The organism is Natronorubrum sp. A-ect3 (assembly GCF_041821125.1).
Classification (GTDB): domain Archaea; phylum Halobacteriota; class Halobacteria; order Halobacteriales; family Natrialbaceae; genus Natronorubrum; species Natronorubrum bangense.
In genome coordinates this window covers 823,922-848,586 of record NZ_JBGUBB010000001.1, presented here as the reverse complement: position 1 = coordinate 848,586, position 24,665 = coordinate 823,922, and the positions used below count along the sequence as shown (strand labels likewise).

22 protein-coding genes are annotated in these 24,665 nt (G+C 61.9%); 12 read left to right on the top strand and 10 right to left on the bottom strand.

What is annotated here, in order from left to right; translation table 11 throughout:
- Window positions 1-143 precede the first annotated feature (143 nt).
- On the top strand, window positions 144-1,490 hold the full coding sequence (locus ACERJA_RS04260; RefSeq protein WP_373607020.1) for a TIGR00297 family protein: 1,347 nt from the start codon (window positions 144-146) through the stop codon (window positions 1,488-1,490).
- Between the two features lie 1,007 nt (window positions 1,491-2,497).
- Window positions 2,498-3,730, top strand: a complete 1,233-nt coding sequence (locus ACERJA_RS04255; protein WP_373607019.1) for an orc1/cdc6 family replication initiation protein — start codon at window positions 2,498-2,500, stop codon at window positions 3,728-3,730.
- A gap of 311 nt (window positions 3,731-4,041) precedes the next feature.
- Here the strand turns inward: ACERJA_RS04255 and dnaG are convergent, their stop codons facing one another.
- Together dnaG and ACERJA_RS04245 are read right to left on the bottom strand one after the other, a co-directional pair.
- Complete coding sequence (gene dnaG, locus ACERJA_RS04250) at window positions 4,042-5,448, bottom strand: DNA primase DnaG (RefSeq protein ID WP_373607018.1); 1,407 nt, start codon at window positions 5,446-5,448, stop codon at window positions 4,042-4,044.
- Between the two features lie 105 nt (window positions 5,449-5,553).
- Window positions 5,554-6,360: an ArsR/SmtB family transcription factor gene (locus tag ACERJA_RS04245; protein ID WP_373607017.1), complete on the bottom strand. Its 807-nt coding sequence runs from the start codon at window positions 6,358-6,360 to the stop codon at window positions 5,554-5,556.
- A 174-nt stretch (window positions 6,361-6,534) separates the two neighbouring features.
- Between ACERJA_RS04245 and ACERJA_RS04240 the strand changes: the two genes are divergently transcribed.
- The 4 genes from ACERJA_RS04240 to ACERJA_RS04225 all read left to right on the top strand — a co-directional run bounded on the left by ACERJA_RS04240 (window position 6,535) and on the right by ACERJA_RS04225 (window position 10,281).
- Window positions 6,535-6,807 carry a DUF3311 domain-containing protein gene (locus ACERJA_RS04240; protein WP_006066454.1) on the top strand — a complete coding sequence of 91 codons (273 nt, stop codon included), beginning with the start codon at window positions 6,535-6,537 and terminating at the stop codon, window positions 6,805-6,807.
- Window positions 6,804-8,279, top strand: a complete 1,476-nt coding sequence (locus ACERJA_RS04235) for a sodium:solute symporter (protein ID WP_373607016.1) — start codon at window positions 6,804-6,806, stop codon at window positions 8,277-8,279. Before ACERJA_RS04240 ends, ACERJA_RS04235 begins: the two co-directional genes overlap by 4 nt.
- A gap of 120 nt (window positions 8,280-8,399) precedes the next feature.
- Entirely contained in the window at window positions 8,400-9,185 is a 786-nt protein-coding gene (locus tag ACERJA_RS04230; protein ID WP_373607015.1) for an SDR family oxidoreductase, read from the top strand.
- 70 nt (window positions 9,186-9,255) lie between these two features.
- On the top strand, window positions 9,256-10,281 hold the full coding sequence (locus ACERJA_RS04225; RefSeq protein WP_373607014.1) for a hypothetical protein: 1,026 nt from the start codon (window positions 9,256-9,258) through the stop codon (window positions 10,279-10,281).
- On the opposite strand, the gene ACERJA_RS04220 is transcribed toward ACERJA_RS04225, so the two are convergent.
- Window positions 10,278-11,117, bottom strand: coding sequence for a molybdopterin-synthase adenylyltransferase MoeB (locus tag ACERJA_RS04220; RefSeq protein WP_006066458.1), 840 nt, complete (start codon window positions 11,115-11,117; stop codon window positions 10,278-10,280). The two genes, ACERJA_RS04225 and ACERJA_RS04220, sit on opposite strands and share 4 nt — an antisense overlap.
- A gap of 174 nt (window positions 11,118-11,291) precedes the next feature.
- Here ACERJA_RS04220 and ACERJA_RS04215 point away from each other — a divergent pair, with 174 nt between their 5' ends.
- The 3 genes from ACERJA_RS04215 to ACERJA_RS04205 all read left to right on the top strand — a co-directional run bounded on the left by ACERJA_RS04215 (window position 11,292) and on the right by ACERJA_RS04205 (window position 14,913).
- Entirely contained in the window at window positions 11,292-11,477 is a 186-nt protein-coding gene (locus ACERJA_RS04215) for an HVO_0416 family zinc finger protein (RefSeq protein WP_006066459.1), read from the top strand.
- A 434-nt stretch (window positions 11,478-11,911) separates the two neighbouring features.
- Window positions 11,912-13,786 carry a UvrD-helicase domain-containing protein gene (locus ACERJA_RS04210; protein ID WP_373607013.1) on the top strand — a complete coding sequence of 625 codons (1,875 nt, stop codon included), beginning with the start codon at window positions 11,912-11,914 and terminating at the stop codon, window positions 13,784-13,786.
- Window positions 13,783-14,913, top strand: coding sequence for a M24 family metallopeptidase (locus ACERJA_RS04205; RefSeq protein ID WP_373607012.1), 1,131 nt, complete (start codon window positions 13,783-13,785; stop codon window positions 14,911-14,913). Before ACERJA_RS04210 ends, ACERJA_RS04205 begins: the two co-directional genes overlap by 4 nt.
- Window positions 14,914-15,046: 133 nt before the next feature.
- On the opposite strand, the gene ACERJA_RS04200 is transcribed toward ACERJA_RS04205, so the two are convergent.
- The 7 genes from ACERJA_RS04200 to ACERJA_RS04170 all read right to left on the bottom strand — a co-directional run bounded on the left by ACERJA_RS04200 (window position 15,047) and on the right by ACERJA_RS04170 (window position 20,296).
- Entirely contained in the window at window positions 15,047-15,331 is a 285-nt protein-coding gene (locus tag ACERJA_RS04200; RefSeq protein WP_373607011.1) for a ubiquitin-like small modifier protein 1, read from the bottom strand.
- Window positions 15,332-15,381: 50 nt separating this feature from the next.
- Complete coding sequence (locus ACERJA_RS04195) at window positions 15,382-15,732, bottom strand: hypothetical protein (RefSeq protein ID WP_373607010.1); 351 nt, start codon at window positions 15,730-15,732, stop codon at window positions 15,382-15,384.
- 102 nt (window positions 15,733-15,834) lie between these two features.
- The gene (locus ACERJA_RS04190; RefSeq protein ID WP_373607009.1) at window positions 15,835-16,947 is read right to left on the bottom strand and encodes a glycosyltransferase; all 1,113 of its coding nucleotides are present in this window, start codon (window positions 16,945-16,947) and stop codon (window positions 15,835-15,837) included.
- Between the two features lie 254 nt (window positions 16,948-17,201).
- Window positions 17,202-18,176 (bottom strand): hypothetical protein, encoded by a 975-nt coding sequence (locus ACERJA_RS04185; RefSeq protein ID WP_373607008.1) that lies wholly within the window; start codon window positions 18,174-18,176, stop codon window positions 17,202-17,204.
- Between the two features lie 315 nt (window positions 18,177-18,491).
- Entirely contained in the window at window positions 18,492-18,977 is a 486-nt protein-coding gene (locus ACERJA_RS04180) for a hypothetical protein (RefSeq protein WP_373607007.1), read from the bottom strand.
- 44 nt (window positions 18,978-19,021) lie between these two features.
- Entirely contained in the window at window positions 19,022-19,408 is a 387-nt protein-coding gene (locus ACERJA_RS04175; protein WP_373607006.1) for a hypothetical protein, read from the bottom strand.
- Between the two features lie 30 nt (window positions 19,409-19,438).
- Window positions 19,439-20,296, bottom strand: a complete 858-nt coding sequence (locus ACERJA_RS04170; protein WP_373607005.1) for an N-acetyltransferase family protein — start codon at window positions 20,294-20,296, stop codon at window positions 19,439-19,441.
- A gap of 259 nt (window positions 20,297-20,555) precedes the next feature.
- Between ACERJA_RS04170 and ACERJA_RS04165 the strand changes: the two genes are divergently transcribed.
- The 3 genes from ACERJA_RS04165 to ACERJA_RS04155 are packed head-to-tail and all read left to right on the top strand — an operon-like array spanning window position 20,556 to window position 24,269.
- Window positions 20,556-21,038: a (2Fe-2S)-binding protein gene (locus ACERJA_RS04165; RefSeq protein WP_373607004.1), complete on the top strand. Its 483-nt coding sequence runs from the start codon at window positions 20,556-20,558 to the stop codon at window positions 21,036-21,038.
- Entirely contained in the window at window positions 21,031-23,403 is a 2,373-nt protein-coding gene (locus ACERJA_RS04160) for a xanthine dehydrogenase family protein molybdopterin-binding subunit (protein WP_373607003.1), read from the top strand. The genes ACERJA_RS04165 and ACERJA_RS04160 overlap by 8 nt, the downstream gene beginning before the upstream one ends.
- Complete coding sequence (locus ACERJA_RS04155; protein ID WP_373607002.1) at window positions 23,403-24,269, top strand: xanthine dehydrogenase family protein subunit M; 867 nt, start codon at window positions 23,403-23,405, stop codon at window positions 24,267-24,269. Before ACERJA_RS04160 ends, ACERJA_RS04155 begins: the two co-directional genes overlap by 1 nt.
- The last annotated feature ends 396 nt before the right edge of the window (window positions 24,270-24,665 follow it).

Here is a 24,665-nt window from a genome sequence, read left to right as displayed (position 1 = left end):
CCGTCGTGGCTGTCCAGCTCTCGAGACAGACAGAATTCCCGTCTGGTCACGCGTTCTCCGAGCAACAGCGTTGAGACGGGTGAGAACGGCCGCAGCGTGGTTCACGAACCTTCAAGTGAACGCCACAGAAAGGACTCGATATCGTGACAGCACCCGTTCGGCGAGCAAGTGTCTTTGCGTTCATCTGTACGCTTGCACTCGCCGTCCCCCTCGGTGGCCCCTGGGTCGGGGCCGCGATCGCAGTCGTGGTGATCCTTGGGGCCCTTGCCGTAACCGACGGCCCCATTTTCGATCTCCTCGCCTATCCAAGCGACTACGAGGACGGCCGTCTCTACGGACTCATTACGTTCGTCCTCGCGGCCGTCGCGCTCGGCCTGATCGCGATCACGACATCGATGTCCGTTTCGATCTTCGTCGGTACCGTCCTCCTCGTTGGATACGGCAACCTCGCAGAGCAGGCTGCGCGCCGTCGGACAGGCAACGACGTCGCGCTCGTGGCCGTCTTCTGTCTGGTCGCAGCTATCGCTGGCATTGCCGGGCAAGCCATTTCGATCTCGGTTACCGACGGTGCTGGCGCTGTCGAATCGGTCATACCGACACTCCCGACGATGGCCTTCCTTGCTGCAAGCGGTGCGTTACTCGCCGCGTTGCTCCGTGACGTCCTGTTTTCTCACGACGATCCCATCGTCATGCTGTCGGTGGGACTGCTCTGTTGGCTCCTCGCAGAACTCGAGCCAACCCACGGTGCGCTGGGGATCGTCGCTGCACTCGCCGTGACGATCGCACTCGGCTACATCTCCTACGCGCTCGAGACGGCCTCGATCGCGGGGATGCTCACCGGAATCCTGCTTGGGCTGTTGACGATCGTCCTCGGGGGCTATGGCTGGTTCGTCGTCCTGATCTCGTTTTTCGCCATCGGTGGACTCTCTTCGAAATTCCGTTACGAACAGAAAGAGACGATGGGCGTCGCCGAGGACAACAATGGAGCCCGTGGCAGCGGCAACGTACTCGGTAACGCTGCGGTTGCGATCGTGGCCGTCCTTGGCTATGCGGCGAGTTCAGCCACCCTGGTTCCCGGCGATCCCAACCCGACCCTGTTTCTGTTTGCCTTCGCCGGCTCCGTCTCGACCGCGATGAGCGACACCCTCTCGAGTGAGATCGGCAGCGTCTTTGAGACGCCGCGGCTGATTACGACGCTCGAACCCGTCGAACCCGGAACTGATGGCGGTGTGACCTGGCAGGGCGAGATCGCTGGAATCGTGGGTGCAGCCGTCGTTGCTGGGATTTCGTATGCCCTCTTCCCCGAGGTGACCGCAGTCGGCGCCGCGATTATCGTCGCTGCTGGTATCATCGGCATGACTGTCGACAGTCTCCTCGGTGCGACGCTCGAGGGGAGTGTACTGGGCAATCAAGGCGTGAACTTCCTCGCGACGTTATCAGGTGCGATCGTCTCTGCACTGTTGGTGCTGTCGTTTGCCGTGCTCGGGTAGTTCCCAGTGTTGGATCTGCACAGTTTCCGGTGTTGGATCTGCGTAGTCCCCAGCGCTCGGCTCGGGTAGTGTTCGGCCTCGAGCGGATGGCGATACGCCCGAGCCGTCGTTGTCCTCGACCCGTGGCGAGAAGAACCCGACCCGACGCGTGACGGGTGGGGCTGACTCGTGACGATGGGAGGCAGCGGCACACGCCGGACACACCCACCCCACGTTTCCGACGTAACGAGCGACAAGGGAGGGTTCGCTCGTCGCCATTGCCCGTCACTGTGTCCGCCATTGCCCGTCACTACGTCATTGCACACCGAATCACACAGCTGTCGTGCACTGTGCGTCGCCATCGGTTCAGCTGTGACTGTCTCGACTGTCGGTGGTACCCACACCCCATGTTTCCGTCGTTTCGTGGCAGGATGAGTGGCTCGAGAACAGAAACTGGGCGGGACCTCGAGTTGCTGTGGCGAGTTATCGTCGCCACTGAACGTCGCTGCACACACATTGCACAGCCATCGTACGATACGGTGTCAATCGGTTCAGTTGTTACTGTGGTGTTACAGTCCGCTGTCTGACTGCACTCGAATCAGCTAGATTGAAGTATAGAAGCTGAGAACAACTCGTCGAGTATACTTCGTGTACTGACAAAACGGTAGTACTTCGTTTTGTCGGTCGAAACAATGGTTCTGACAGTGCTATCGATCCAGTTGTTACGTCCGAGGAGAACGGCTCTCGCTTCGCGTTTCGTTCTTCGGAGGATCAGTTCGTCTGGACCCCCACTCGTTCTCCGAATTACGACGGAAACGTGGGGTGTGTGGGTCGACCGACTATCGGTGTGACCCCGATGCCGTCACGTTCTTTTGGTTCGGGACGTCGGAAACGCGGATATCTCATCAAATATATTACTCTCGCTGTTTGAGGCTCATATCCTACGGATTCGCCACATATACGTCGGAAACGAGGGGTGGCCGACTTCACCAGTTTTATACAGACACCGTTCTCACTCAGCACACTAGATGACACCTGACTCCTCATCCGACTCCGTCGACGATCCGCTCTTTGACTCCGGCCACCGGATCTTCTCGAACAAAGACCTCCTGAAGATCGGGCACGTTCCGGAAGCCGATCGGATCGTCGGTCGGGATGAGGAAATCGCAAAACTGGCAAAACGTCTGAACGGCGCCGTCCATGGATACTCCCCGGAGAACGTGATGATTTACGGGAAAACCGGAGCCGGTAAATCGCTGGTCTCGAGACACGTCTCTCAACGTGCACAAAATGCGGCTGAGGCCGGCGTCGATATCGGAACGGCGTACATCGACTGTGCAGAAGACAACACGGAAACCCAGGCGGTGTCATCGCTTGCGGCGAAGCTAAACGACGAGGCAGTCACTGATATCTCCGTCCCTCACACCGGTCTCAGCACGTCGAAGTATTACAAACTCCTCTGGAAGATACTCGACGCGCAGTTCGATTCCGTGATCATCATTCTCGACGAGATCGATCTGATGAACGACGACAGCGTACTGATGAAACTCTCACGCGCTGAGGAGGCCGGGAAAATCGACTGCAGCATCGGTGTCATCGCGATCAGTAACAAAATCCAGTATATCGATAAGCTAAACGAACGGGTGCGAAGTAGCTTCCAGCACAAGGAACTGTTCTTCAAACCGTACGACGCGAACCAGCTCCGTGAAATCATGGCCAACCGGGAAGACGCGTTTCGAGATGGCGTTCTTTCCGAAGAGGTAATTCCACTTTCCGCTGCCTTTGCCGCACAGGAACACGGCGACGCCCGGAAGGCGATCGACATTCTCCGTCACGCCGGCGAGGTCGCCTACGAAGACGGCGCTGCGAAAGTACAGGAGAAACACGTCCGACAGGCTCAACAACACGCCGAAAAAGACCGTTTTCGCGAACTCGTCAACGGCGCACCCACACAGGCGAAGGCTGCACTACTCGCGTTGACCGAACTCAGCGTCAACTCTGACGATGATGCGTTTCTCACGAGCCGCGTGTATGATCAGTACGAACAGATCTGTGACCACCTCGAGATGGATGTGCTCTCCGTTCGTCGCTTCCGAGATATTTTAAAAGAACAGGCGTTTCTTGGCGTCGTCGAAATCGAGAAAATCAACAAGGGGAGTGCTGGTGGTATCCATCTCCAGAACCGTCTTATCGAAGACCCACACGTCGTCCGCGAAACGATTCTCGAGGATGCCTGGATGCAAGACTGGTCGAGCGAGTAGTTGTGATGTGCTGATCTGGCCCGCCCGGACGACGGAAACCCGGGGTGGGACGTGAGGAAACGACGGAAATACGGGGGGAGGGGTGGAACCAACGTCGGAAACGTGGGGTCTGGCTGAGTCGACACACGGCGCGGCAGTAACGTCGGAAATGTAGGGGGTGGGGGTCCGATCCCCGTGGCGACCTGACCACCGTCAGCCTCGAGTGTCTATAGTAGCCACTGAACGTCACTGCACACCAGATCGCCTGATGGGTATGCGATCTGTGTGTAAATCGTTTCAGTTGTTACTATATTTCTATGCCAACCCGTTCATTACTCTGTCTTGGGCGCTTTCTCAGCAACATCGTCGATCGCGTGAATACGGACGGCGGTCGGCCGTTTCGTGAACTGGCCGAGCGAGCGTGCGATGAACTGATCGACGCCGCGGTCGGCTGCCAGATCGAGGAGCTGCTGTTCGAGAATCTCGTCGAGGACGACCGTCGACGGAGCCGTCTCGAGCGACTCGAGGATCTCGAAGGCGTCGCCCGCATCGGTTTCCTCGAGTGTGGTGCCGTCGGCATCGAGGAAGCGAACGCGGCCGGTTTGCCCGCGGATGATCTCTGTCGCGTGGTCGTAGACGGTTTCGGGGGCTGCTGACTCCGCTGGTGTCGCCCCGGTAGCTGCCTGGTTGTCTGAACCCGCAGTCGACTGTGCCGTCGATGCACGCGCGCTGTCAGTCTCGAGTTCGGCACCAGCGTCGCCAGTCACGCTCGTGTCGGGGGATGGCGGAGCCGGACTCGCTGTCCCAGCGTTCGAATCGGATGGCTCGTCGGTCGTCGATTCAGTCTTGGAGTTGCCGTGGCCTGTGTCGGCTGGTGCCGGTGCCGGCGTCGCACTCCCGTCAGTTGCGGCGACAGCCTCTCGAGGTTCGTTCAGTTCGGAGACCGTGTCGTACGGAACCTTGTTTCGGAGGGCCGCAAACAGCTGGTGGTGATCGAGGTCCTCGACGGAGTTGCCCGAGGGTGCAAATGCGACGTAATCGATGTCACCGACTTGCGAGAGTTCCTCGAGGATGAGGTCTCCACCGCGGTCGCCGTCGAGAAAGGCCGTGACTGTGCGGTGGCGGGTTAGTTCGGCCACTGCGTCGGGAACGTTCGTTCCCTCGACCGCAATCGCGTTTTTGACACCGTATTTGAGGAGCGTGAGCACGTCTGAACGCCCTTCGACGACGATAATCGCGTCGCTGTCGGTCACACGGGGGCCCGCTGGAAGTCCCTCGTATTCGGTAATGTCCTCGACGCGGACGTGCTGGCGCACCTCCGCGAGGATCTCTTCGGAGGTCATTACGCTATCGTCGAACCCGGTCCGAAGCAGTTCCTTCGCCCGTTCGACGACCTCTTTTCGCTTTGCCGCACGCACGTCCTCGATCTCGGTGACTTCGAGATCGGCTCGGCAGGGACCGACCCGGCTAATCGTCTCGAGGGAGGCAGCAAGCGTTGCGGTTTCGACCTTGTCGAGGCCGGTTGCGATGGTGAGGTGGCCGTGTGACTGGCCGCCGGTGCTTGTTATTTCGACGTCGATACGCCCGACTTTCTGTGATTGGCGGAGATCGCGGAGATCGAGTTCGTCACCGAGTAAGCCTTCGGTCTGCCCGAAGATGGCACCGACGACGTCGCTGCGCTCGACGACCCCGTTGGCCGTGACGTCCGCGTGAATGAGGTATTTGGAGGTGTCTTCCATGGGAGATCGACCCGTGGCACCGCAAAGACGGTACCACAACGGTTTATGTGGTTTTTGGGTCGTGATGGGGAAATAGCTGTTGACCTGTCTGCAAAACCCGGGGTATCAGTACGTCGGTCGATACCAGTACCAGTAGATCGTGACAGTAGCCAGTACGAGGAGGCCGCCACAAAAAAAGAGCAGCCCCGGCGGAATCGTCGCAAAGACTGCCTCGACTGTCTCGACACCGCCGTCGGCTGCAGTTTCGGTGGCAGTATCCCCGTCAGTGGTCGGCGATTCGTCAGCTGCCACATCGTCACTCTCTACTGGCTCGTCGTCGGTGTCTGCGTCCTGGGTTCCGATCTCATCCGACGTCTCCTCGCTTTCGCTCGTGTCCGACTCCGCCGTCGCGTCTGACTCCTCGCTCTCGTCTACCTCGCTCGAGTCGTCCGCGCCAGCTGGGGCTGTCCCCGCCGACGAGTCCAGTGTCGTCTCGGCCCAGCGCGTAAGCCCATACTGGACGAGCAGGCTTCCGCCGGCAAGGATTCCGATGCCGCCGAGAAATCGTGAGAGCGCCTCGCGCAACCGGTTCGCCGTCGACTCATCGCTCGTCACGATCAACGGTCCATCCGTCGCTGCATAGACGCTCATCTCGTTGCCTCGCGAGGAGTACCAGGTGTCAACGACCTCGATGAGCCCGGCATCCTCGAGCTTTTCCAGATGATAGCGAACGTTCTGGATCGACGAATCGACCGCGTCGGCGATATCGCTCGGGGTCCCAGGTTCGTCCTCGAGTCGCGCATAAATCCGACGGGCTGTCGTCGATGAGAGGGCACTGAACACCGCGTCAGCGTCCTCGCCCTCGAGGTCGACGATCCGTGGGTGGCCCTCGGTCTGGTCGGGCTCGGAACGGAACGGGAACAGCCGGGCCATATCAGCTTGACGTACATTCGCCTGCCGACTGCTATACGTTTTTTCGTCCCTGAAAGAGCGATTTTAGCTACGAAAACGCGAGGGAGAAACGCCGTCCCCGGTCCGATAGCGAATTCTCTTCAATATGCACCGTTGAAGGGAAACTGTTACCAACGTCGGACCCAACCACTGGATATGCGCCGTCTGGAACTCGTCGGCTGGATCACGGTTGCGATCATCCTCAGCGGGCTTGCGATCCCGTGGTTCCTCTGGGGGTCGTCGACGATCGTCGCTGGCCTGCCGCTGTGGCTCTGGTGGCATATCGGTTGGATGGGACTCACAGCGGTCATCTTCCACTTGTTTGCTCAGCGGGCGTGGGGCATCGGCATCGAAACGAAACCGGCAGACTCGAGCGACGAGCACGGCCCAGATCGAACTTCCCCAGCACCCGGTGGTGAGCGGCCATGAGCCTCACACTCCAGCTTGGGATCATCGTCGGCTATCTGATCCTGGCACTGGCCATCGGGCTAGTCGCCTACCGGCTCACTGATCGAACGGCGGAGGATTTCTATCTCGCAAGTCGGACGTTCGGGACGATCGTCTTGCTGTTTACGACGTTCGCGACGTTGCTGTCGGCGTTTACCTTCTTTGCCGGGCCGAACATCGCCTACCAGCAGGGGCCCGAATGGATTCTCGTGATGGGGCTGATGGACGGGATTATCTTCGCCATCCTCTGGTATGTCATCGGCTACAAGCAGTGGCTGCTCGGACAGGAGTACGGCTACGTCACCCTCGGCGAGATGCTCGGTGACCGATTCGCCTCGAGGCGACTCCGCGGCCTCGTCGCGGGTGTCAGCCTGCTCTGGCTCTTCCCGTACGTCATGCTCCAGCAGGTCGGGGCTGGCACCGCGTTACAGGCGTTGACCGACGGCGCAGTTCCCTACGCCGCGGGCGCGGGGTTGATTACCGCGTTCATGATCCTCTACGTCGTCGTCGCTGGGATGCGTGGGATCGCCTGGACGGACACCCTCCAGGGCGTGTTCATGCTCGTCACCACCTGGGTCGCGCTGCTGTGGGTCCTCGCCGCCGTCGGTGGCCCGGGAGCCGCGACGTCGACGCTCACTGAAACCGACGCAACCGCCGCGTTCCTCTCGCTGGGCAGCGCGTACTACACGCCCCAGTGGATGCTCTCGACGGCGATCACGATCGGGTTCGGCGTGGCGATGTTCCCGCAGGTCAATCAGCGCTTTTTCGCTGCCGGCTCGAAAACGGTGCTCAAGCGGTCGTTCGCACTCTGGCCGATCCTCTGTGTCCTCCTCTTTGTCCCCTCGTTCATGCTCGGCGCGTGGGCACGCGGCCTCGAGGTCACGGTTCCGGCTGGAGACAACGTTCTGCCGGCGATTCTCGCCGAGTACACCCCAATCTGGTTCGCCGCGCTGGTCATTGCCGGCGCGATGGCTGCGATGATGTCTTCCTCGGACTCGATGCTGCTCTCGGGGTCGTCGTACTTTACGCGGGATCTCTACCGGCCGTTTATCGAACAGGACATTACGGAGCGCCGGGAAGACCTGCTGGCTCGAGTTGGTGTCGTGGTCTTTGCGACTGCCGCCTTCGGCGTGAGTCTACTCAACCCGGCGACGCTGTTCGAACTCGGCGACGCGGCCTTCAGCGGTTTCGCGCAACTTGCCTTGCCCGTCATGATCGCGCTCTACTGGCGCAAAACGACTCGAGCCGGTATTACAGCCGGCGTGTTCACCAGCCAGCTGTTCTACCTCTCGAGTCTCTTTCTCGCTGCCGTCCCCAGCTCTTATGCCGGCTGGACGGCTGGCATCGTCGGGATGGGGCTCGGGCTCGTCGTCACCGTCGGTGTCTCGCTGGTCACATCGCCGGCAACCGAAGAACGGCAAGCGATCTACTTCGACGGCCTCGGCGCGGACTGAGACGATCGGCTTGACGGCGCTCCCAAGCAATCTGCCCCCTCCAGAACTGACGGCTTTCGTCGATCTGAGCCGGTTGCCTGTGGCCCCGAGACTTTGTCACTCCCCGTCGTGGACTTGCGCATGGATCTCGACCTCGACGGCAACAGCGCACTGGTGACGGCGTCCTCGAGCGGCCTCGGCTTCGCGAGCGCGCAGGCACTCGCCGCAGAGGGCGCGAACGTGATGCTCTGCGGTCGCGACGAGAAGCGACTCGAGGCTGCCCGTGACGAAATCGCCGAGACAGCGACGGGGGAAGTGCGGGCTCAGCAGGCGGATCTCACCGCTCCCGCCGACGTCTCTCAGCTCGTCACAGAGACTGTCGATGCCTTCGGCGGCCTCGATCATCTCGTCACCTCTGCTGGGGGCCCGCCGAGTACGACCTTCCTCGGGACGGACGAACGGGACTGGTATCAGGCCTACGACCAGCTCGTGATGAGCGTCGTCTGGACGATCGAGGAGGCCCACGCACACCTCCTCGAGTCGGACTACGGCTCGATCACCTGTATCACGTCCCGAACAGTCAGAGAAGTTGCCGACGGTCTTTTGCTGTCGAACTCGGTCCGCAGGAGTGTAATCGGGCTCGTCAAAACGGTTTCGCGGGAGTTTGCCCCCGAGATCCGCGTCAATGCGGTCCTCCCAGGAACGATCGAGACGCCCCGGATCGAGGAACTGATCGAGGCGAACATCGATCGCGGTGTCTACGACGACTACGAGGAGGGGCTGACGGCGCTCGCAAGCGAGATCCCGATGGATCGCATCGGCGAGCCGCGCGAACTGGGCGATATCGTCGCGGTCCTCTCGAGTCCGTGCGCGAGTTTCGTCAACGGTGTCGCGGTACCGATCGACGGCGGGCTGTTGCGGAGCTAGTGGTTCGACACACTAGCGGAGTTCGCGGCGGATCGTAACCCTCTCTTTGCGCTCGTTCGTCACACGAAATGTGTCCCGTCTGGTCCACCTCGGCGGCTATCTCGCACTGGTCGTGACAGCTGGCGCGTTACTTGCGGGCTCGCTGCGTGCTCCCGCCGAGTTGTCGACCGGAACCGTCGGTGTGCAGATTGGCGTTGCCCTCACCGCTGCCGTTGCTGGTGCACTCGAGTTCCGATCGACGAGCGTCATCAGACAGCCACGGCGGACGACGATCGAACACGAGGGACCGTTCGGGGTCGCTGGATTCGATCGATCAGACGTATTCGACGCGCTCGCGGTCGTCGCCGGTGCCGTCGTCACCTATGCGTTGAGCGTCTCCGTCGGGCTCGGGCCGGTGCTTGCCTCCGCCCTCGTCGGAGTGGCTGTCGGCCTCGCGCTTCCGAACGTCGGTGCGCCGGCCTACTGTGGCTCGTTTGTCGGCATGGCCTCGCCCGCCGTGTTCGGGTCCCTCGAGTACGTCGCTCTGGCGGGAGTCGTCGCAGCGCTTGGATACGTGGCAGCGACCGAATCGTTCGGCGGCGTGGGCGGCAAACTCGGCACGCTCGCGCTGTTTGGGTGTGCGACGACGGCCGCCGTCGTGGGCCTGGAGTACACTGGCCCGGGCACGCCACAGTGGGATCTCGCCCACCTCGTCGTGCCAGTTGCGGCCATCGGTGCCGTCGTGACGGTCCTCCTGAGTGTGCGCCTCGAGTTGGGTGCGGTCGTCGGCTCTGGACTGGTCGGGATCGGTGCCGGACTCAGCTTTCCGCTTGCGCTCCCTGAACTGGGACCGACACTGGCCACCGTCGCTTTCTGTGCCTCCTTCGTCGGGATGTCGAGTACGGAGCGGCTGACCGATGGACGCCACGTCGCACTCGCCGGCGGCCTGTGTGGACTCGTCTTCCTTGCGGTTGCACCCGCCTTTGTCGGTGCTGGTGGTAAGCTCGGAACCACCGCGTTCGTCGCCTGTATCGCCGTTATCGGCGGGCTCGAGCTTCACGAACGCGTGGTCAGTGTCGTCAAACGAATCGTGGGATCCAGCGAGACAACTGCTTAGTCGGCAGAAATCTCACAGCTGCCCTCGTAGGCGACGTCCTCGACCGACTCGATTGCGGGGTCGTCACCACAGACCGGACAATTCGGGTTCGATAACACGTCGACCGTCTCGAAGCTCATGTCCATCGCATCGTACATGAGCAGTCGCCCCTCGAGCAACTCGCCTTTGCCGAGCAGATACTTGACGACTTCCGTCGCCTGAATGCAGCCGACGGTGCCGGGCAAGACACCGAGTACGCCAGTGGTTGCACAGTCGGGGACAGTGCCGGGTTCGGGCGCCTCAGGGAAAATACAGCGGTAACACGGCGGCTCGTCGCCCGCTCCACTGCGCTCGTTCGTAAACGTCGTCACCTGGCCTTCGAAGCGATAGATTGCGCCGTGGGACAGCGGCGTCCCGGTGAGCACACAGTGGTCGTTGAGCAGATATCGGGTTGCAAAGTTGTCGCTGGCGTCGAGTACCATGTCGTAGTCGGCAACGAGATCCGCGACGTTGTCGGCGCTGAGGCGTGTTTCGTAGGTATCGACGTCGATGTCTGGGTTCAGGGCGTGGACGTAGTCGGCCGCGCTCTCGACTTTTGGGCGGTCAACGTCGCCGTCGCCGTGGACGATCTGGCGTTGTAAGTTCGATCGTTCGACGACGTCATCGTCGACGATTCCCAGCCGGCCGACGCCCGCCGCGGCGAGATACTGGATCGCTGGCGAGCCCAACCCACCCGCACCGACGATCAGTACCGACCCCTCGAGCAGCCGCTGTTGGCCTTCAGGACCGATTTCGTCCATGATTACGTGTCTCGAGTAGCGATCGAGCTGGGTCGCATCGAGGCGCAGGTCGCTCATACCAGCCAGTTGGGCCGTGAGCGAGAAAAACCCGCGGGTTGAACAGGTGTGAAACGGCGCAGTGACCGTCTGGTGACCGCGTTCGTGTTCGAACAGGGAATATCTTCGTTGCACTCGAGGCAGATCTGTGGGTGAACCCGATGATTTAATACTGTGGTGGTTATTGACATGGGTATGGCAACCTCACCCAACGATGCCGGTGACGACGTCATTGACCAATTCCTCTCAGACCGCGGTCACACGGTAGAACGAGTCGGGTGGGAACAGGATTATAACAAGAAGCAGTGTCCGGAATGTGGCGGCCTCCATGATACGGCTGCCAGCTCCTGTACCGTCTGTGGGTGGGAACCGACGCTGTAACCGACTGCGCTGACGTCCCATTTTTTGGCAGGCTCACCGCCAATCAGCCTGTGGTTCGCGCGTTCTCGAACACAGTTATGCAATACAATTATAATGTATTGCTCGCTAATAGTTCAGTGAGAACGACAATGCCGGAATGCCAGAACTGTGGCGCGTTCGTGACGGACGCGTACGCTCGCGTGTTCACTCCACCTGGTGTCGACGACCCACGGGTCTGTCCTGACTGTCAGGACAAAATCCGTGATGGCGCTGAAATACGAGCAGCCCGCTCTTCACGAAATCCGTAGTGGCCCAGCCGCGGTACTACAACTGGTAGAACGGGCCTCGAAAGCGAATCCCAACACAGACTCACATCGACTGTCATCGCTGACAGGATAGTTTCTATCGCGGAAAACCCACGTGACTTATGGGTATAGCCCTCTTGAACAGCTACAATGACTACCACGGAGACGAAGGTGACCCGGCTGTTCGGAGGGCCGGGCAGCGGCAAAACGACTGCCCTACTTGATCACGTCGAAGAGATCCTCGAGCAAGAGGGTGTGACGTTCCGGGATATTCTCGTCGTCTCGTACACGCGCGCAGCTGCACAGGAAGTTCGTGAGCGACTGGCCGAGCGACTCGATGAGAGTCCGCGTGCACTGCAGGGCAACGTCTGTACGATGCACGCGAAAGCCTACGAGCTGTTAGATCTCTCGCGGAGCGACGTCATCGGCGAATCAGATAAAGAGGAGTTCTGTGAAGATTACGGCATCGAGTACGAAGACGAGTACAGCGGTGCCGGTCGCCGTACCGCCCGATCGACGACGATCGGCAACAAGGTCATCGCGACCAGCCAGTGGCTCCAGCGGACCGGCCGTGACGTTACGGACTGGTACGACGTCCCCTTCCAGTGGAATGAAGAGGAGGTTCGTCTGCCACCCGAAATCGACCCGAACGCCCAGGAAGGCAACAAGTACACCCCGACCTGGCCATCCGACGACGACCGAATCGATGTCCCCGAGGCGATTCGCGGCTGGCGCAACTACAAAGGCGAGCAAGGAAAGATCGGCTTCGCAGATATGTTAGAGCGTGTTAGCCAGCGCTCGCTGTTGCCGAACGTCGATTATCTGGTTATCGACGAGTTCCAGGACATTACGACGCTGCAGTACGACGTCTACCAGGAGTGGAAACCCCACATGGAAGAGGTGTTGATCGCCGGCGACGACGACCAGGTCGTCTACTCTTGGCAGGGTGCCGACCCCGCGCTCTTGCTCGAGGAGGAGGTCGATGAAGACGTTATTCTGCCGAACTCCTACCGTCTCCCCTCGAACGTCCTCAACGCCGTCAATCAGGAGATTCGCCATATCGATACCCGCCAGGACAAAGACCTCAAACCGCGAAAGGAAGGCGGCGCTGTCGAGGCGCGCCGGAACGCCTCGATGCTCGATGTCGTCCGAAACGTTCGACGGACACTCATCGAAGGCGACGGGACGATCATGATCCTGTTCCGGGCACGCTACCAGATGTTCCAGTTCATTGACGAGTTCATCACCGAGGGCGTGCCGTTTACGTCGCTGACCGACCAGCGGATGTGGACCGATCGGCTCACCCAGTACGTCCGTGCCGTCGAAGCGATCGACCGCGGCGAGGACGTCACCGGGCTGCAAGCCCGTCGACTCGCCGACATGCTTCAGGAATCGGCGTTTGGCACCAACGAGCGTGATGATCTCTTCGACGAGATCGACGACCGACAGGAGGAAGCCGGTATCGACGACCTCGCAGAGCTCATGATCCCCGCAGCGGTTATTCAGGACCACGCGCCGTTCATGCCCGGCCCGGCGTCGGCGGGCGATATGGTCCGGAAGGTCACCAACTTCCAGAAGAAAAGCATCCGCTCGTACTTCGCGATTGGCGAGTATCTCGGTATGGAAACCGATCGTGTCCGCGTCGGCACCATCCACTCCGCGAAGGGTCGTGAGGCCGACCACGTCATCGTCGGCACCGACCTCACCGAGAAGGTCGTCGAGCAGATGGTCGCCACCGTCGACGATCCGACGGACGTTCCCGGCGTCGAGGAGTTCACCAAGAACTCCTCGCCAGTGCCCGTCCTGACCGACAACGAACGCCGTGTCTTCTACGTCGGTATGTCCCGGGCTCGAGAGCGACTCGTCTTGCTCGAGAACCTGGTCGACGGTGCCCCGACGCTGCCGATCGACGTCCTGCTCAACAACCAGCTGACCGACACGCCACTCGAGGAGCTTATCGAGGAGGCCCAGCAGCCACATGATGCCGACGCTGACGGCGAAGAGGTCGAAGCCGAAGCACCGTGACCGACACCGAGTCGACTGCTGGCACTGACACCATCGATTCCGGTGTCACGTCACACCTCGAGCCGGCGCTGTCTGAGACACTTGACGCCCGCGACGCCGCGGCGTTCGTCCACGTCGGACCCCATCACGACCCGGACGTGCGGTACTGCTGTCCGTCGGTCGAGCGGGGTCTCGCCGCCGTCGCCTTCGACGGCGAGACGTGGCTCCTCGAGACGGAGCCGGACGGCTCCGGTCATCCAGCCGAGCGTCTCGGTGCGACGCTGGCCGACCGCATCGAGATGGGACCGATCCTCACGCCGGCACGACTCCCACACGACGCCGCGCTCTATCTCGAGCAGGCTGGCTTCGAACTTGCATCGACGGACGTCATCGCGCGCACTCGAGCGACGAAAGCCTCGCGTGAGCGCGAGCGAATCGGCGCTGCACAACGAGCCGCAGCTGCCGGAGTCCGCCGAGCGGCATCGCTGCTCGCGGATGCGACAGTCGCTGACGGCCGGCTCGTCGCCGATGGTGAGGTAGTGACGCCGGGTCGGCTCCGAAAAGCGATCGATCGCGAAATCGTCTCCGGGGGTGCGTTCCCGGCGGGAAACACTGTTGTCAACCCTGATCCGGGCCATCATCCTTCAACGATCGACAATGCTGACGGCGCGCTTCGACCCGGCGAGCCGATCGTCCTCGAGACGGCCCCTCGCGGCCCTGAGGGCTACTACGGCGGCCTCGTTCGAACGCTCGTCGTCGACAGCGACGGTGGCCGAGAGCGCCGTGCACACGTCGGCGTGACACAGTCGTTTCGCTCTGCAGCATCGATGCTGACCGCAGACATCGAATCGGTGGCAGCTGTCGAAGCCGATCTCGAGGCCGAGGTCCGCGCGTTTGGCTTCGAGGACGCCGACGCAGTCCAGACGCAGGTCGCCGGTGTCGGCCTCGAGCCCGACGAACGCCCGCGTGCCGGCGATGACGAGATCGAACCGGGAGCGGTGATTCGACTCGAGTCCGCTGTCCATGTCGCCGACGGAGAGTGGCTTCGGATCGCTGAGCTACTCGTCAAAGGCGAGGTGGGTGAACGAGCGACCTACCTTCCGGCCCCATCGCGTTCGCTCGAGCCGACGGCACTTTACAAGGAGTAAGCGGTGAGAGGATCCGGTGTCGGTGCTGAGACGGGTTGTGGAACGAACTCCTGACGGCCTCACACCGGTCGTGGACACGTCGGTACTGACTGTCAGGCGGCCGTCTGCACGCGTGTCGACGAACCAGCCGTCGTTACCCGCCTGCGACCGGCGGGAACACCGACAGCCGGTCGCCACTCTCGAGGGGCGTCTCCGGGCCCGCCATGTGGACGACGTCGCGGCCGTTTTTTAGCACGCTCAACTGCTGTCTGATCGCGTCTCCGCCGTCCTCGAGTAACTGGCCCTCGAGCCCCTCGTACTCAGCCTCGAGCGTCGCGAGTACGTCACCAACGGTCTCCTCGTCTTCGAACCCGCGTGTCTGTGTCTTCTCACCGACGGCCTCACGAAAGGTCGCGAAAAACCGCATCTCGATCTCCATACAGGCCTCTCGTGGCCGACGCTCATAAGTTCGGGTGCCCGATCGCCTGCTTAATCGGCAGAGGCGGCCGGTGAGGACGTGTACGTAATCGGGGTGACGTCGGCTTGCTCGAGCACGTCGTCGATCGCGCTGGCACCGATCGCCGTCGCCTCGTCAGCGTCGTCGGCCTCGACGACGACGGTGATCGAAAACTCGAGTGTGATCGTATACGGATCGAACGGTGCGGTCGGCTGTTCGTACACCGATGCGTCGTCGATCTCCCACGCAGAGACTGTTCCCTCGGCTTCGAGACGCTCGAGAACCGCCGCGAGCTGCTCGGTAGCCTCTTCGCGGGCAGTCGTGTCACTGCCGCCGTGTAACGTGATGAGCGTCGTTCCCTCCCGCGAAACTGCAAACTCCATACCCTTTTCTATCAACTGAGAGGATTTGAACGCTTGGGCTATCTTCACAGTGTACAATCCGACCAGTCCAGTGCCGCTTGAGGACGTGATGGCGACCGCCGTTCAGTTTCCGCGAACGTCGTCGTAGAGATCGCGTAACTGCTCGAGAGAGTGCTCGACCGAGAGCATCTGGCGCCGCCGGCGACAGAGATCCGAGAGCCGGTCGTGTTCGGCGAGTGTCCGACGGATCGCCCACCGGAACGACTCGAGGTCGCCGGGTTCGTACCGGTAGCCGGTTTCGCCGTCGATAACGCTGTCAGTCAGTGCGCCCGCGTCGACGGCGACGACTGGCGTGGCACACGCCGTCGCCTCGAGTGCGACCAGTCCCTGCGTTTCGACCGGGCTTGGGAAGACGAAGACGTCGAGAGCCGAATAAAACGCCGGCAGCTCATCACGCTCGAGAAAGCCGAGGAACCGAACGTCGGCGTCGACCGTTGTGGCGTATGCCTCCAGCGACGCTCTGGCCGGGCCATCGCCAGCGAGAACGAGCGTGTAGTCGGTGTCGTCGACGGCGTCGATCGCTTCCTCGAGGTTCTTTTCGGGTCCATGGCGGCCAGTGTATCCGAGCAGTGGCCCCTCGGGTAACTCGTAGGCGTCACAGAACGCTGCTGGATCGACCGGCCGAAACATCGCCGTGTCGATGCCGTTTGAGACGACGGTGACATCGACAGCCGGTTGAATGGCTGTCAGCAGGCGGCGTCTGGCAAACGCCGTCGGCGCGACGACATGATCGACTCGCTCGAGGAACGCTCGCTCGTAGGCCCGGTGCGCTCGTTTGCAGACGTCCACCAGCGGTGGGGGAACGTGCTGATCGACGCGGTCGTCGAGTAACGTGTGATACGAGGCGACGACGGGCACGTCACGCTGTCGAGCGAAGCGAATGCCCGCAGCACCGACGGTGTACGGTGTCTGTACGTGGACGATTTCGGGCGTCTCGAGTCCGCTGGGGACCGCTGGCAGTCCGAGTCGATATCGAGGATACAGCGGCGCGCCGACGCTTGGCACGTCGTACTCGCCGTCTCTGGGTTCGTAGCCCCCCATCTCGGGGAAGACGACGTCCATCGATCCGTGGTGACGGGACCAGCGTTCGCGCCAGAGTGCGACCGTGTACGTCACGCCGTTGACTGTCGGGAGATACAGATCAGTGAACGCAGCGACAGTCTGGGTCCCGGCCATCGGATGGCGATCCATTGTCAGCGCTCAAATCGGTTGTGGAACCGAGATCGAGTGTGGCCACGGTGGGGACGAGCGCACAGTTGTAGCCAGCGAAACAGTCTGTACGTGCTGCGTTCCACCACGTCTGGTCGATAGAAACAGCTGTGTACAACGGACGCTGGTCCGTGAGGAGCCAGGTGGCGATCCAGTCTCGACGCGGTAGGATCCTGATACACACCGCGTTCGGGCTGGCGCTCCGAACGGCGTCGCCGGGATCAACGCTTGGCGGTCGAGAACAGCGAATCAAACCAGCCCCCCACGAGATTGGACGCCCGCGATCGGCTACTCATCTCGAACTCGCCGGAAAGCGTTCCATCGGACGCAGCAACGACCGTAATCGCTTCTCTGTCAACCAACTCAGCAACGCGGTCATCCCCGGCGTCGTCTGATAGGAGCAGTATTGGCTGGGCGTCGACTTCACGGGCTGCCTCAACGAGCCGTTGGACGTCCTCGATGGGTGGTGAGTCGTGAACGCCAGCAACGATTCGATAGTCGAAGAGTTCGTCGACCGCGTACACGTGAACCGGCAGTTCGCCACCTGCCGACGTCGGAATCGTCGTCTCAACGCTCGTTTCGTACCCTCGTTCTTCGAAGGCCGCGACGAGCAGCTGGCGTCTTTCGAGTTGTGTTGCGATCCACTGGGTTCCGAACGGGGTCAACGGGTAGCGATATGCAGGCTCTTCGTGGACCTCGGCTGGCGGCGACACCTGATCGCAGTCAGGACACCACAGTCTGTGTGTTGGGGAGTCGAACCACTCAGTACAGTCGTGACACCGATACCGCCGATCGTTCTCGAGTTCGGAGGGCGACACGTCTTCTGCACAGTCAGAACAGTACCGTTTCTCGTCCGTCTCTTCCGGAGTCGTTGCAGCAGTTGTCGCTGTCTTCTGCTCGAGCGGTGTGTCACAACTCGGATGAACGGCTGTCGACTCCTGTGTCGTGCGAACTGATTCGCAGTTGGGACAGCCGGTGCTGTACCGCATCCCCGTACGAGAACAGTTCGGGCAGCGGTACAGCTTGTACTTGACTTCCGATGCCAGTATCCCGCGGTCGGTCATTGTCTCGAGGAAGTCAACCGGCTCCCCGTCCTGCTTGTCGAGTGCCTGCTCGACGCGTGGGTATGTGATCTCCCCTGTCTCATCGACTGGGGGTTCGAACGCGTTGTGTTCTCCGTCCGTGAGGGTGCTCAAAGCTCGGAGTTTGCCTGGCGAGACCATAATGAACGTTGTTCTGGTTCAGACTTCCCAGACCGGCTTTAGTATACCCTGCTTTATTTAACAAGATATGGAAGCGTTACAACAGCGAGCGTGACACACAGCTGCAGCCGCAACACAGACGGATCATCCGACTCCGATAGCCGACACGCGCCGACTCGTCGTCCAGCGGAAACAGTGACTGAAACCGAGCGTTCGAGAGCGTCGTTCATACCCACTGCTGTCGTCAACGACCGCCGATCACCGATCCCGTCTCTGGTGATCGGCAGGAACTCGGTACAACAGACCGTCTCAATCCAATCTATCGATCCGGAACGAGACGTCGTGTTCTGAGAGCAGTGCTCGCATTCGCTTGACGCCGCCGTGGGTGTCCCAGCCTTCGGCGGTATAATGTTTGTACGGGTGGCGTAGCCACGAGTACTCTCGGTGCGCGAACACGTCGACTGCATCGGTGTCAGTGACAAACAGCGCGATATGGAGTTGCCAGGTCGAAAACGACGATGGTCGCCGTACCCAACTCCCGGCTGACTGCCGGCCGTCCCGGTGGATCTTCAGCGAGGCGATCGGCTCCGGCGCGAACGACATCGTCTCGAGATCGGCTCGAAACTCACCGAGACCGTACTGGATCGTGCCGACGTACTCGTCGGGATGTTGGAGACACTGTGCAAAGCCCCCGAACGGTTCTTTGATGCGATGAACTGTTGGAAGGACGCGACGGCGTACACGCGTCGTCAGGTCGATCGCGTGCGCATCGTCGCGGTCGTCAGTCGAAGCCACGATATCTGTATCGAGTCCGAGCGCAAAACCGTTGTGGTCGGGCCCTACAGGTCCCGCATCCGGATTCCGTCTTCGACCAGTCGTGCGTTTCGCTCCCGATCGAGATGCTCTCCGAGGTCGTCGTGGGCGTGGAGTTGGGCGATCACGTCAGCATACAGCGTCCGCCACGCGATGGCGTAGATCGGCGACTGTCCCCACGCTCGCAGCTCCGGCACCAGCTCGTCGTAGGTGTCGTGGCGCTGTTCGAAGCGATCGATCGCCTCGAGCACGCGGGCCGCAGCTTCCCGGTCGTCGTCGGCGTCGTCGATCGCTCGATTCAACCGCTGTTCCCAGCCAGCGACTGCCTCTTGCATGTCCGCGCCAGCGGTTTCGTCGTCGGCTGGCAGTCGCTCAAGCACCGGTTTCGGCACGCCGAGTGAAATTTCGTCCATACCTCGAGTATGTCTCCGATTGTCAAGAAACTACGGCCACGTCGCGAGCATGATTTCGTCGACGAACGCGTCGCCGATCTGGTACTGAGCTTCGTGTTCGCCCTCGCGTTGCCAGCCGTTGGCTTCGAGAAACTCGATCGCGCCGTCGTTCGTTGCCGGGACGTTCTGGTACACCTTCCGGTACCCGGCGTTTTTGGCCCACTCGAGGCCGTACTCGAGGAGGTGTGACCCGATTCCGTTGTGGCGAACGTCGGACGCGACGCCGACGGTGAGTTCTGCAGTGTGAGACAGCGACGGAAGTTCGTTGACATCGATGTGGAGCCAGCCCACGACGCGTGACTCGCTTTCGGTGTCGGTTGTGGCGGCCGCTTGCCGTGGCTCGTCGCTATCGGCCTCGGTCTCCGGCTCGAAAACGGCGACGAAAAAGATTCGCGATTGGTTCTCGTTGGCCCGAACCAGTGCCGAGTCGCGCTCGAGTTGGGTCGCGACGTTTTCGGCGACGATATACGTGCCCTCGGCTGCGACCTCGTGCATTGTGTCGATGACACCGTGTCGGTCTTCTTCCCGTGCCGCCCTGATCGTCACTGTCCCGTCCTCGAGTTCGACAGTTTTCGGCGTCGTCGAGAGCGCAACCCGGTACTTTCCGTCGGCTTCAGTGAGATAGCCCTGTGTCTCGAGCGCCTCGAGACAGGACTCGAGGTCATCCATCGGGGGACAGATCGACTCGGTGTACGACCCTGATCGAGCGGGCTTCGAGTGGGATGGCTCCGACTCGAGGCGGATCGATCGCGCCAGTTCGTCGGGGTCGACGGCCCCGTGTCGCTCGATGTACTCGTAGACCATTCGCTGGATCTCTGTGTCGAAGGACAACGTCGGGTGAACGCTCATACGAGCCCCACCGCCGACGAACGGCATTAGTATGCACGCTGTATCAGCAAGCAGGGGAGTAGACACGGCTCGAAGAGTTGGCCGCCGCGATGTCGCGTGCTGTCTGTAACGGTCAGAAACCGGCCAACGACGCCGCTAACAGGTCTTTTGACACGAATCTTTTTACTCGGTGACACCATTGGGGAATGTAGACATACATCATGTTAGTAGCCACTGGCGTTTTCGTCGCCGATTTCCGCATTGATGGAGGGATGTATCGATGACTGAACACGAGATCTCGCTCTCTGTAAACGGAACTGATCACGAGTTGGCTGTCGAGTCGCGAACGCTGCTCGTCACTGCACTCCGAGAAGAGCTTGGGTACACCGGCGCAAATGTCGGCTGTGAGACCGCCCGGTGTGGCGCGTGTACCGTCCGCGTCGACGGCGAGGCGATCAAATCCTGTATGCGTTTTGCCGTCCAATCGGACGGGGCAGAGATCGAAACCGTCGAAGGACTCGCCGAAAACGGCGACCTTGCGCCGTTACAGGAGCAGTTTCAGGAGAACCACGGCCTCCAGTGTGGCTTCTGTACGCCCGGGATGTTGATGACGGCGGATACGTATCTGAAAGACGCTGACGATCCCTCCCGGGAGGAGATCCGTGAGGCCATCGAGGGCAATCTCTGTCGGTGTACCGGCTATCACAACATCGTCGACGCGATCGAAGCGACACTCGAGCAGCGAGAGGCAAGCCATGAGTGAGAGCGACCAGCCAGCCGAAAAGCGCGTCTTCGGCGAGGCAATCGAGCGCGACGAGGACGTCCCGTTGCTGACCGGCGAGGCGACCTACACCGACGACGTCCAGCTCCAGGGGACGGCGCATCTGGCGATTCGCCGGTCCGATCACGCACACGCCCGCATTCTCGAGGTCGATACGAGCGCGGCCGAAGCGATGGACGACGTCGTCGCGGTCTACACCGGCGCCGACGTCGAAGATAGTGGCGTTCCCAACACTATCCCGACGGCCTGGATGTTACCCGGACTCGTCACGCCGCAGTATCGCATGCTCGCCGTGGACAAAGTCCGCCACGAGGGCGACGGGATCGCCGCGGTCGTCGCCGAAACGCCACAGGCGGCCCGCGACGCACTCGCGGCCATCGAAGTCGAGTACGAGGAGCTGGAACACGTCACGGACCCAGTCGAGTCGGTCGAGCGCGACGTGCCACCGGTCCACGAGGAGGCCGAGGACAACGTCGCCTTCGACTTCGAACTCGGCGATGCGGACGCCGTCGATGAGGCCTTTGCCGACGCCGACCGGGTCGCGAGCGTCGACCTCCGCCAGCCACGGCTCATTCCGAACGCGATGGAGCCCCGGACGGCGCTTGCCGACTGGGACGTTGCGACCGAGAAACTACGTCTCTGGATGACGAGCCAGAACCCCCATCTGCACCGGATGCTGCTGTCGGCCGGCACGCTTGGGATTCCGGAGAACAAAATTCAGGTGATCGCCCCCGAGGTCGGCGGCGGCTTCGGGAGCAAGATCTACCACTACCCCGACGAGGCCGTCACGGCCTGGTGTTCGATGCAACTCGGTCGACCAGTGAAATGGAAAGCCAGCCGGATGGAAGGCTACGTCACCGACTGCCACGGCCGCGATCACACGACGAGCGCCGAGATCGCCGTCGATGACGATGGTACCGTCCGCGGGATTCGTGTCGAAACCCACGCCGGACTCGGGGCACAGCTCTCGCAGTTCGCCACTGCCACGCCGTCGTATCTGTACTCGACGATCCTCTCCGGCGAGTACGCGATCCCGGCGATCTACTGTCGGGTCATCGGTGCGTTCACCAACACGACGCCGGTCGACGCCTATCGCGGCGCCGGCCGCTCGGAGGGGATCTACGTGATCGAACGGCTCATGGACGTCGCCGCGCGGGAACTCGAGATGGATCCCGCCGAACTCCGGCGGGCGAATCTCGTCCCACCTGACGAGTTTCCCTACGAGACCGCTGCGGCCGTCATCTACGACAGCGGCGAGTACGAACGGGCGATGGACAAGGCACTCGAGCACGTCGGCTACGACGATCTTCGAGAGCGACAGGCCGAACTCCGCGAGGAAGGGCGCTATCTCGGCATCGGCGTCGCCAACTTCGTCGAATCGGCCGGCCTCTCGCCGTCGGGACTCGCCGGCGACCTCGGCGCGCAGGCTGGCGGCTGGGAGAGTTCGATCGTGCGCTTTGACTCGACGGGAACCGTCACGGTCCTCGTCGGCACAGCCGATCAGGGACAGGGCCACCGCACGACGTTCGCCCAGATCGCCGCTGAAGAACTCGGCGTCGACGTCGACGACATCGACGTCGTCGAAGGCGACACCGATCAGATCCCACAGGGACTGGGAACCTACGGCAGCCGAAGCGCCTCCGTCGGCGGCGGGGCCATCGCCCGCGGTGCACGCGAAGTGCGCGAGAAAGCCCGCGAGATCGCCGCCCATCAACTCGAGGCCAGCGTCGACGACATCGAGTTCGACGACGGCGAGTTCCACGTCGCGGGTGCACCCGACCGCTCGTACCATATCCAGGAGATCGCCGCCGAGGCGTACCTCGGCCACGATCTGCCCGAGGAGATGGATCCCGGACTCGAGGCGACGAACTTCTACGACCCGGAAAACTTCACGTTCCCCTTCGGCACGCACGTCGCCGTCGTCGAAATCCAACCCGAAACGGGTGAGATCGACCTCGAGCGCTACGTCGCCGTCGACGACTGTGGCGAGATCATCAACCCGATGATCGTCGAGGGGCAGGTCCACGGCGGAATCGCCCAGGGGATCGGCGCGGCGCTGTATGAGGGGGCCGCCTACGACGACGATGGCCACCTCCTGACCCGCCGCATGGACGAGTACGCCGTCCCACACTCGACGTACGTGCCGGACTTCGAGACCGACCACACGGTCACGCCCAGCCCGCACAATCCCATCGGCGTCAAAGGCGTTGGCGAGTCGGCAACCATCGCTGCCGCGCCGACCGTCGTCTCCGCCGTCGTCGACGCCCTCGAGCCGTTCGACGTCGACCACCTCGATATGCCGATCACACCAGAAGCGGTCTGGCAGGCCATGGGGGGTGAGGAGTGATGTACGCGAACGATTTCGAGTACTATCGCGCCGAAAGCGTCGACGAGGCCGTCGGCCTCCTCGCTGACCACGAGGGGGCCGAACTGCTCGCCGGTTCACACGGATTGCTTCCCCGGATGCGGACCGGAGAGGAGGACCCGCCGGTGCTCGTCGACATCAACGCAGTTGACGGGCTCTCGAGTATCGAACGCACCGACGGCGACCTCTCGGTGGGGGCACTCGTGACCCACGCGGCACTCGCCGAATCGGATCTCGTTCGGGAACACGCCGCGGCGCTTGCCGACGCGGCAGGTGAGGTCGGTGACATTCAGGTCCGAAACGGGGGCAGTATCGGCGGTAACCTCGCCCACGGCGATGCCCGAACCGACCACCCCGCCGCCGTCCTCGCACTCGGGGGCTCGCTCGCGGTGACGGGGCCCGACGGCGACCGATCGATCGACGCCGACGACCTCTTTACCGGCCACTTCGAGACCGCCGTCGGCGATCACGAGATTGTGACCGCGCTTCGGATTCCGATCGAGGATGACACCTCGAGTGCGTATCACAAACACCGCAACCCCCTTTCGGGCTACCCGCTGATTGGGGTTGGGGCGTGGGCACACACCGACGGCGAGACGATCGAGCGCGTTCGCGTCGCTGCCACGGGCAATCTCGCCCATCCCAGACGCCTGTCTGCCGTCGAGGAGGCGCTCGAGGGCGAATCACTCGAGGCGGACACGATCACGGCCGCGGCAGAACAGGCAACGTCACTCGATGATGACGAGTTCCGACCGGACGTACAGGCGTCGCCGGCCTACTGTCGCCACCTGCTGTCGGTCCACACCGAACGCGCCCTTCGGGACGTCCTCGACGTCGACGGGGAGTAACGGCACCGAACAACAAAACCGCGTCACTCGCAGGCGTTTTCGATTGTTGCTCCGTGGAACGGATACTGCCAGCGGTGTCACTGCACGGCTGCTCTCATAAGGGCTGTGCGATGAGTGTTTGCGAACGGTGGGCCAGGCACCACCATTTCATATCGCGGTATAGGATTTATGAAGTAGTGATAGTCGGCCGTACCGACACGAACACTCCCTCGAGAACTTGCCGGAGAGACGGTCGCTGTGCCGACATTGTGCCTCCTCACACTGGCTACCGTTTGTCGCTGGTTGACTAACCTGGGCTGCTGTCCGGCAGGTTCAGCGCGACTGCAAGCCGTCCTGTGAGGCCACCGGAAGATCAGGACAGCAACCCGTCTGAGACGTTGGGTCAAGTACCAGCAG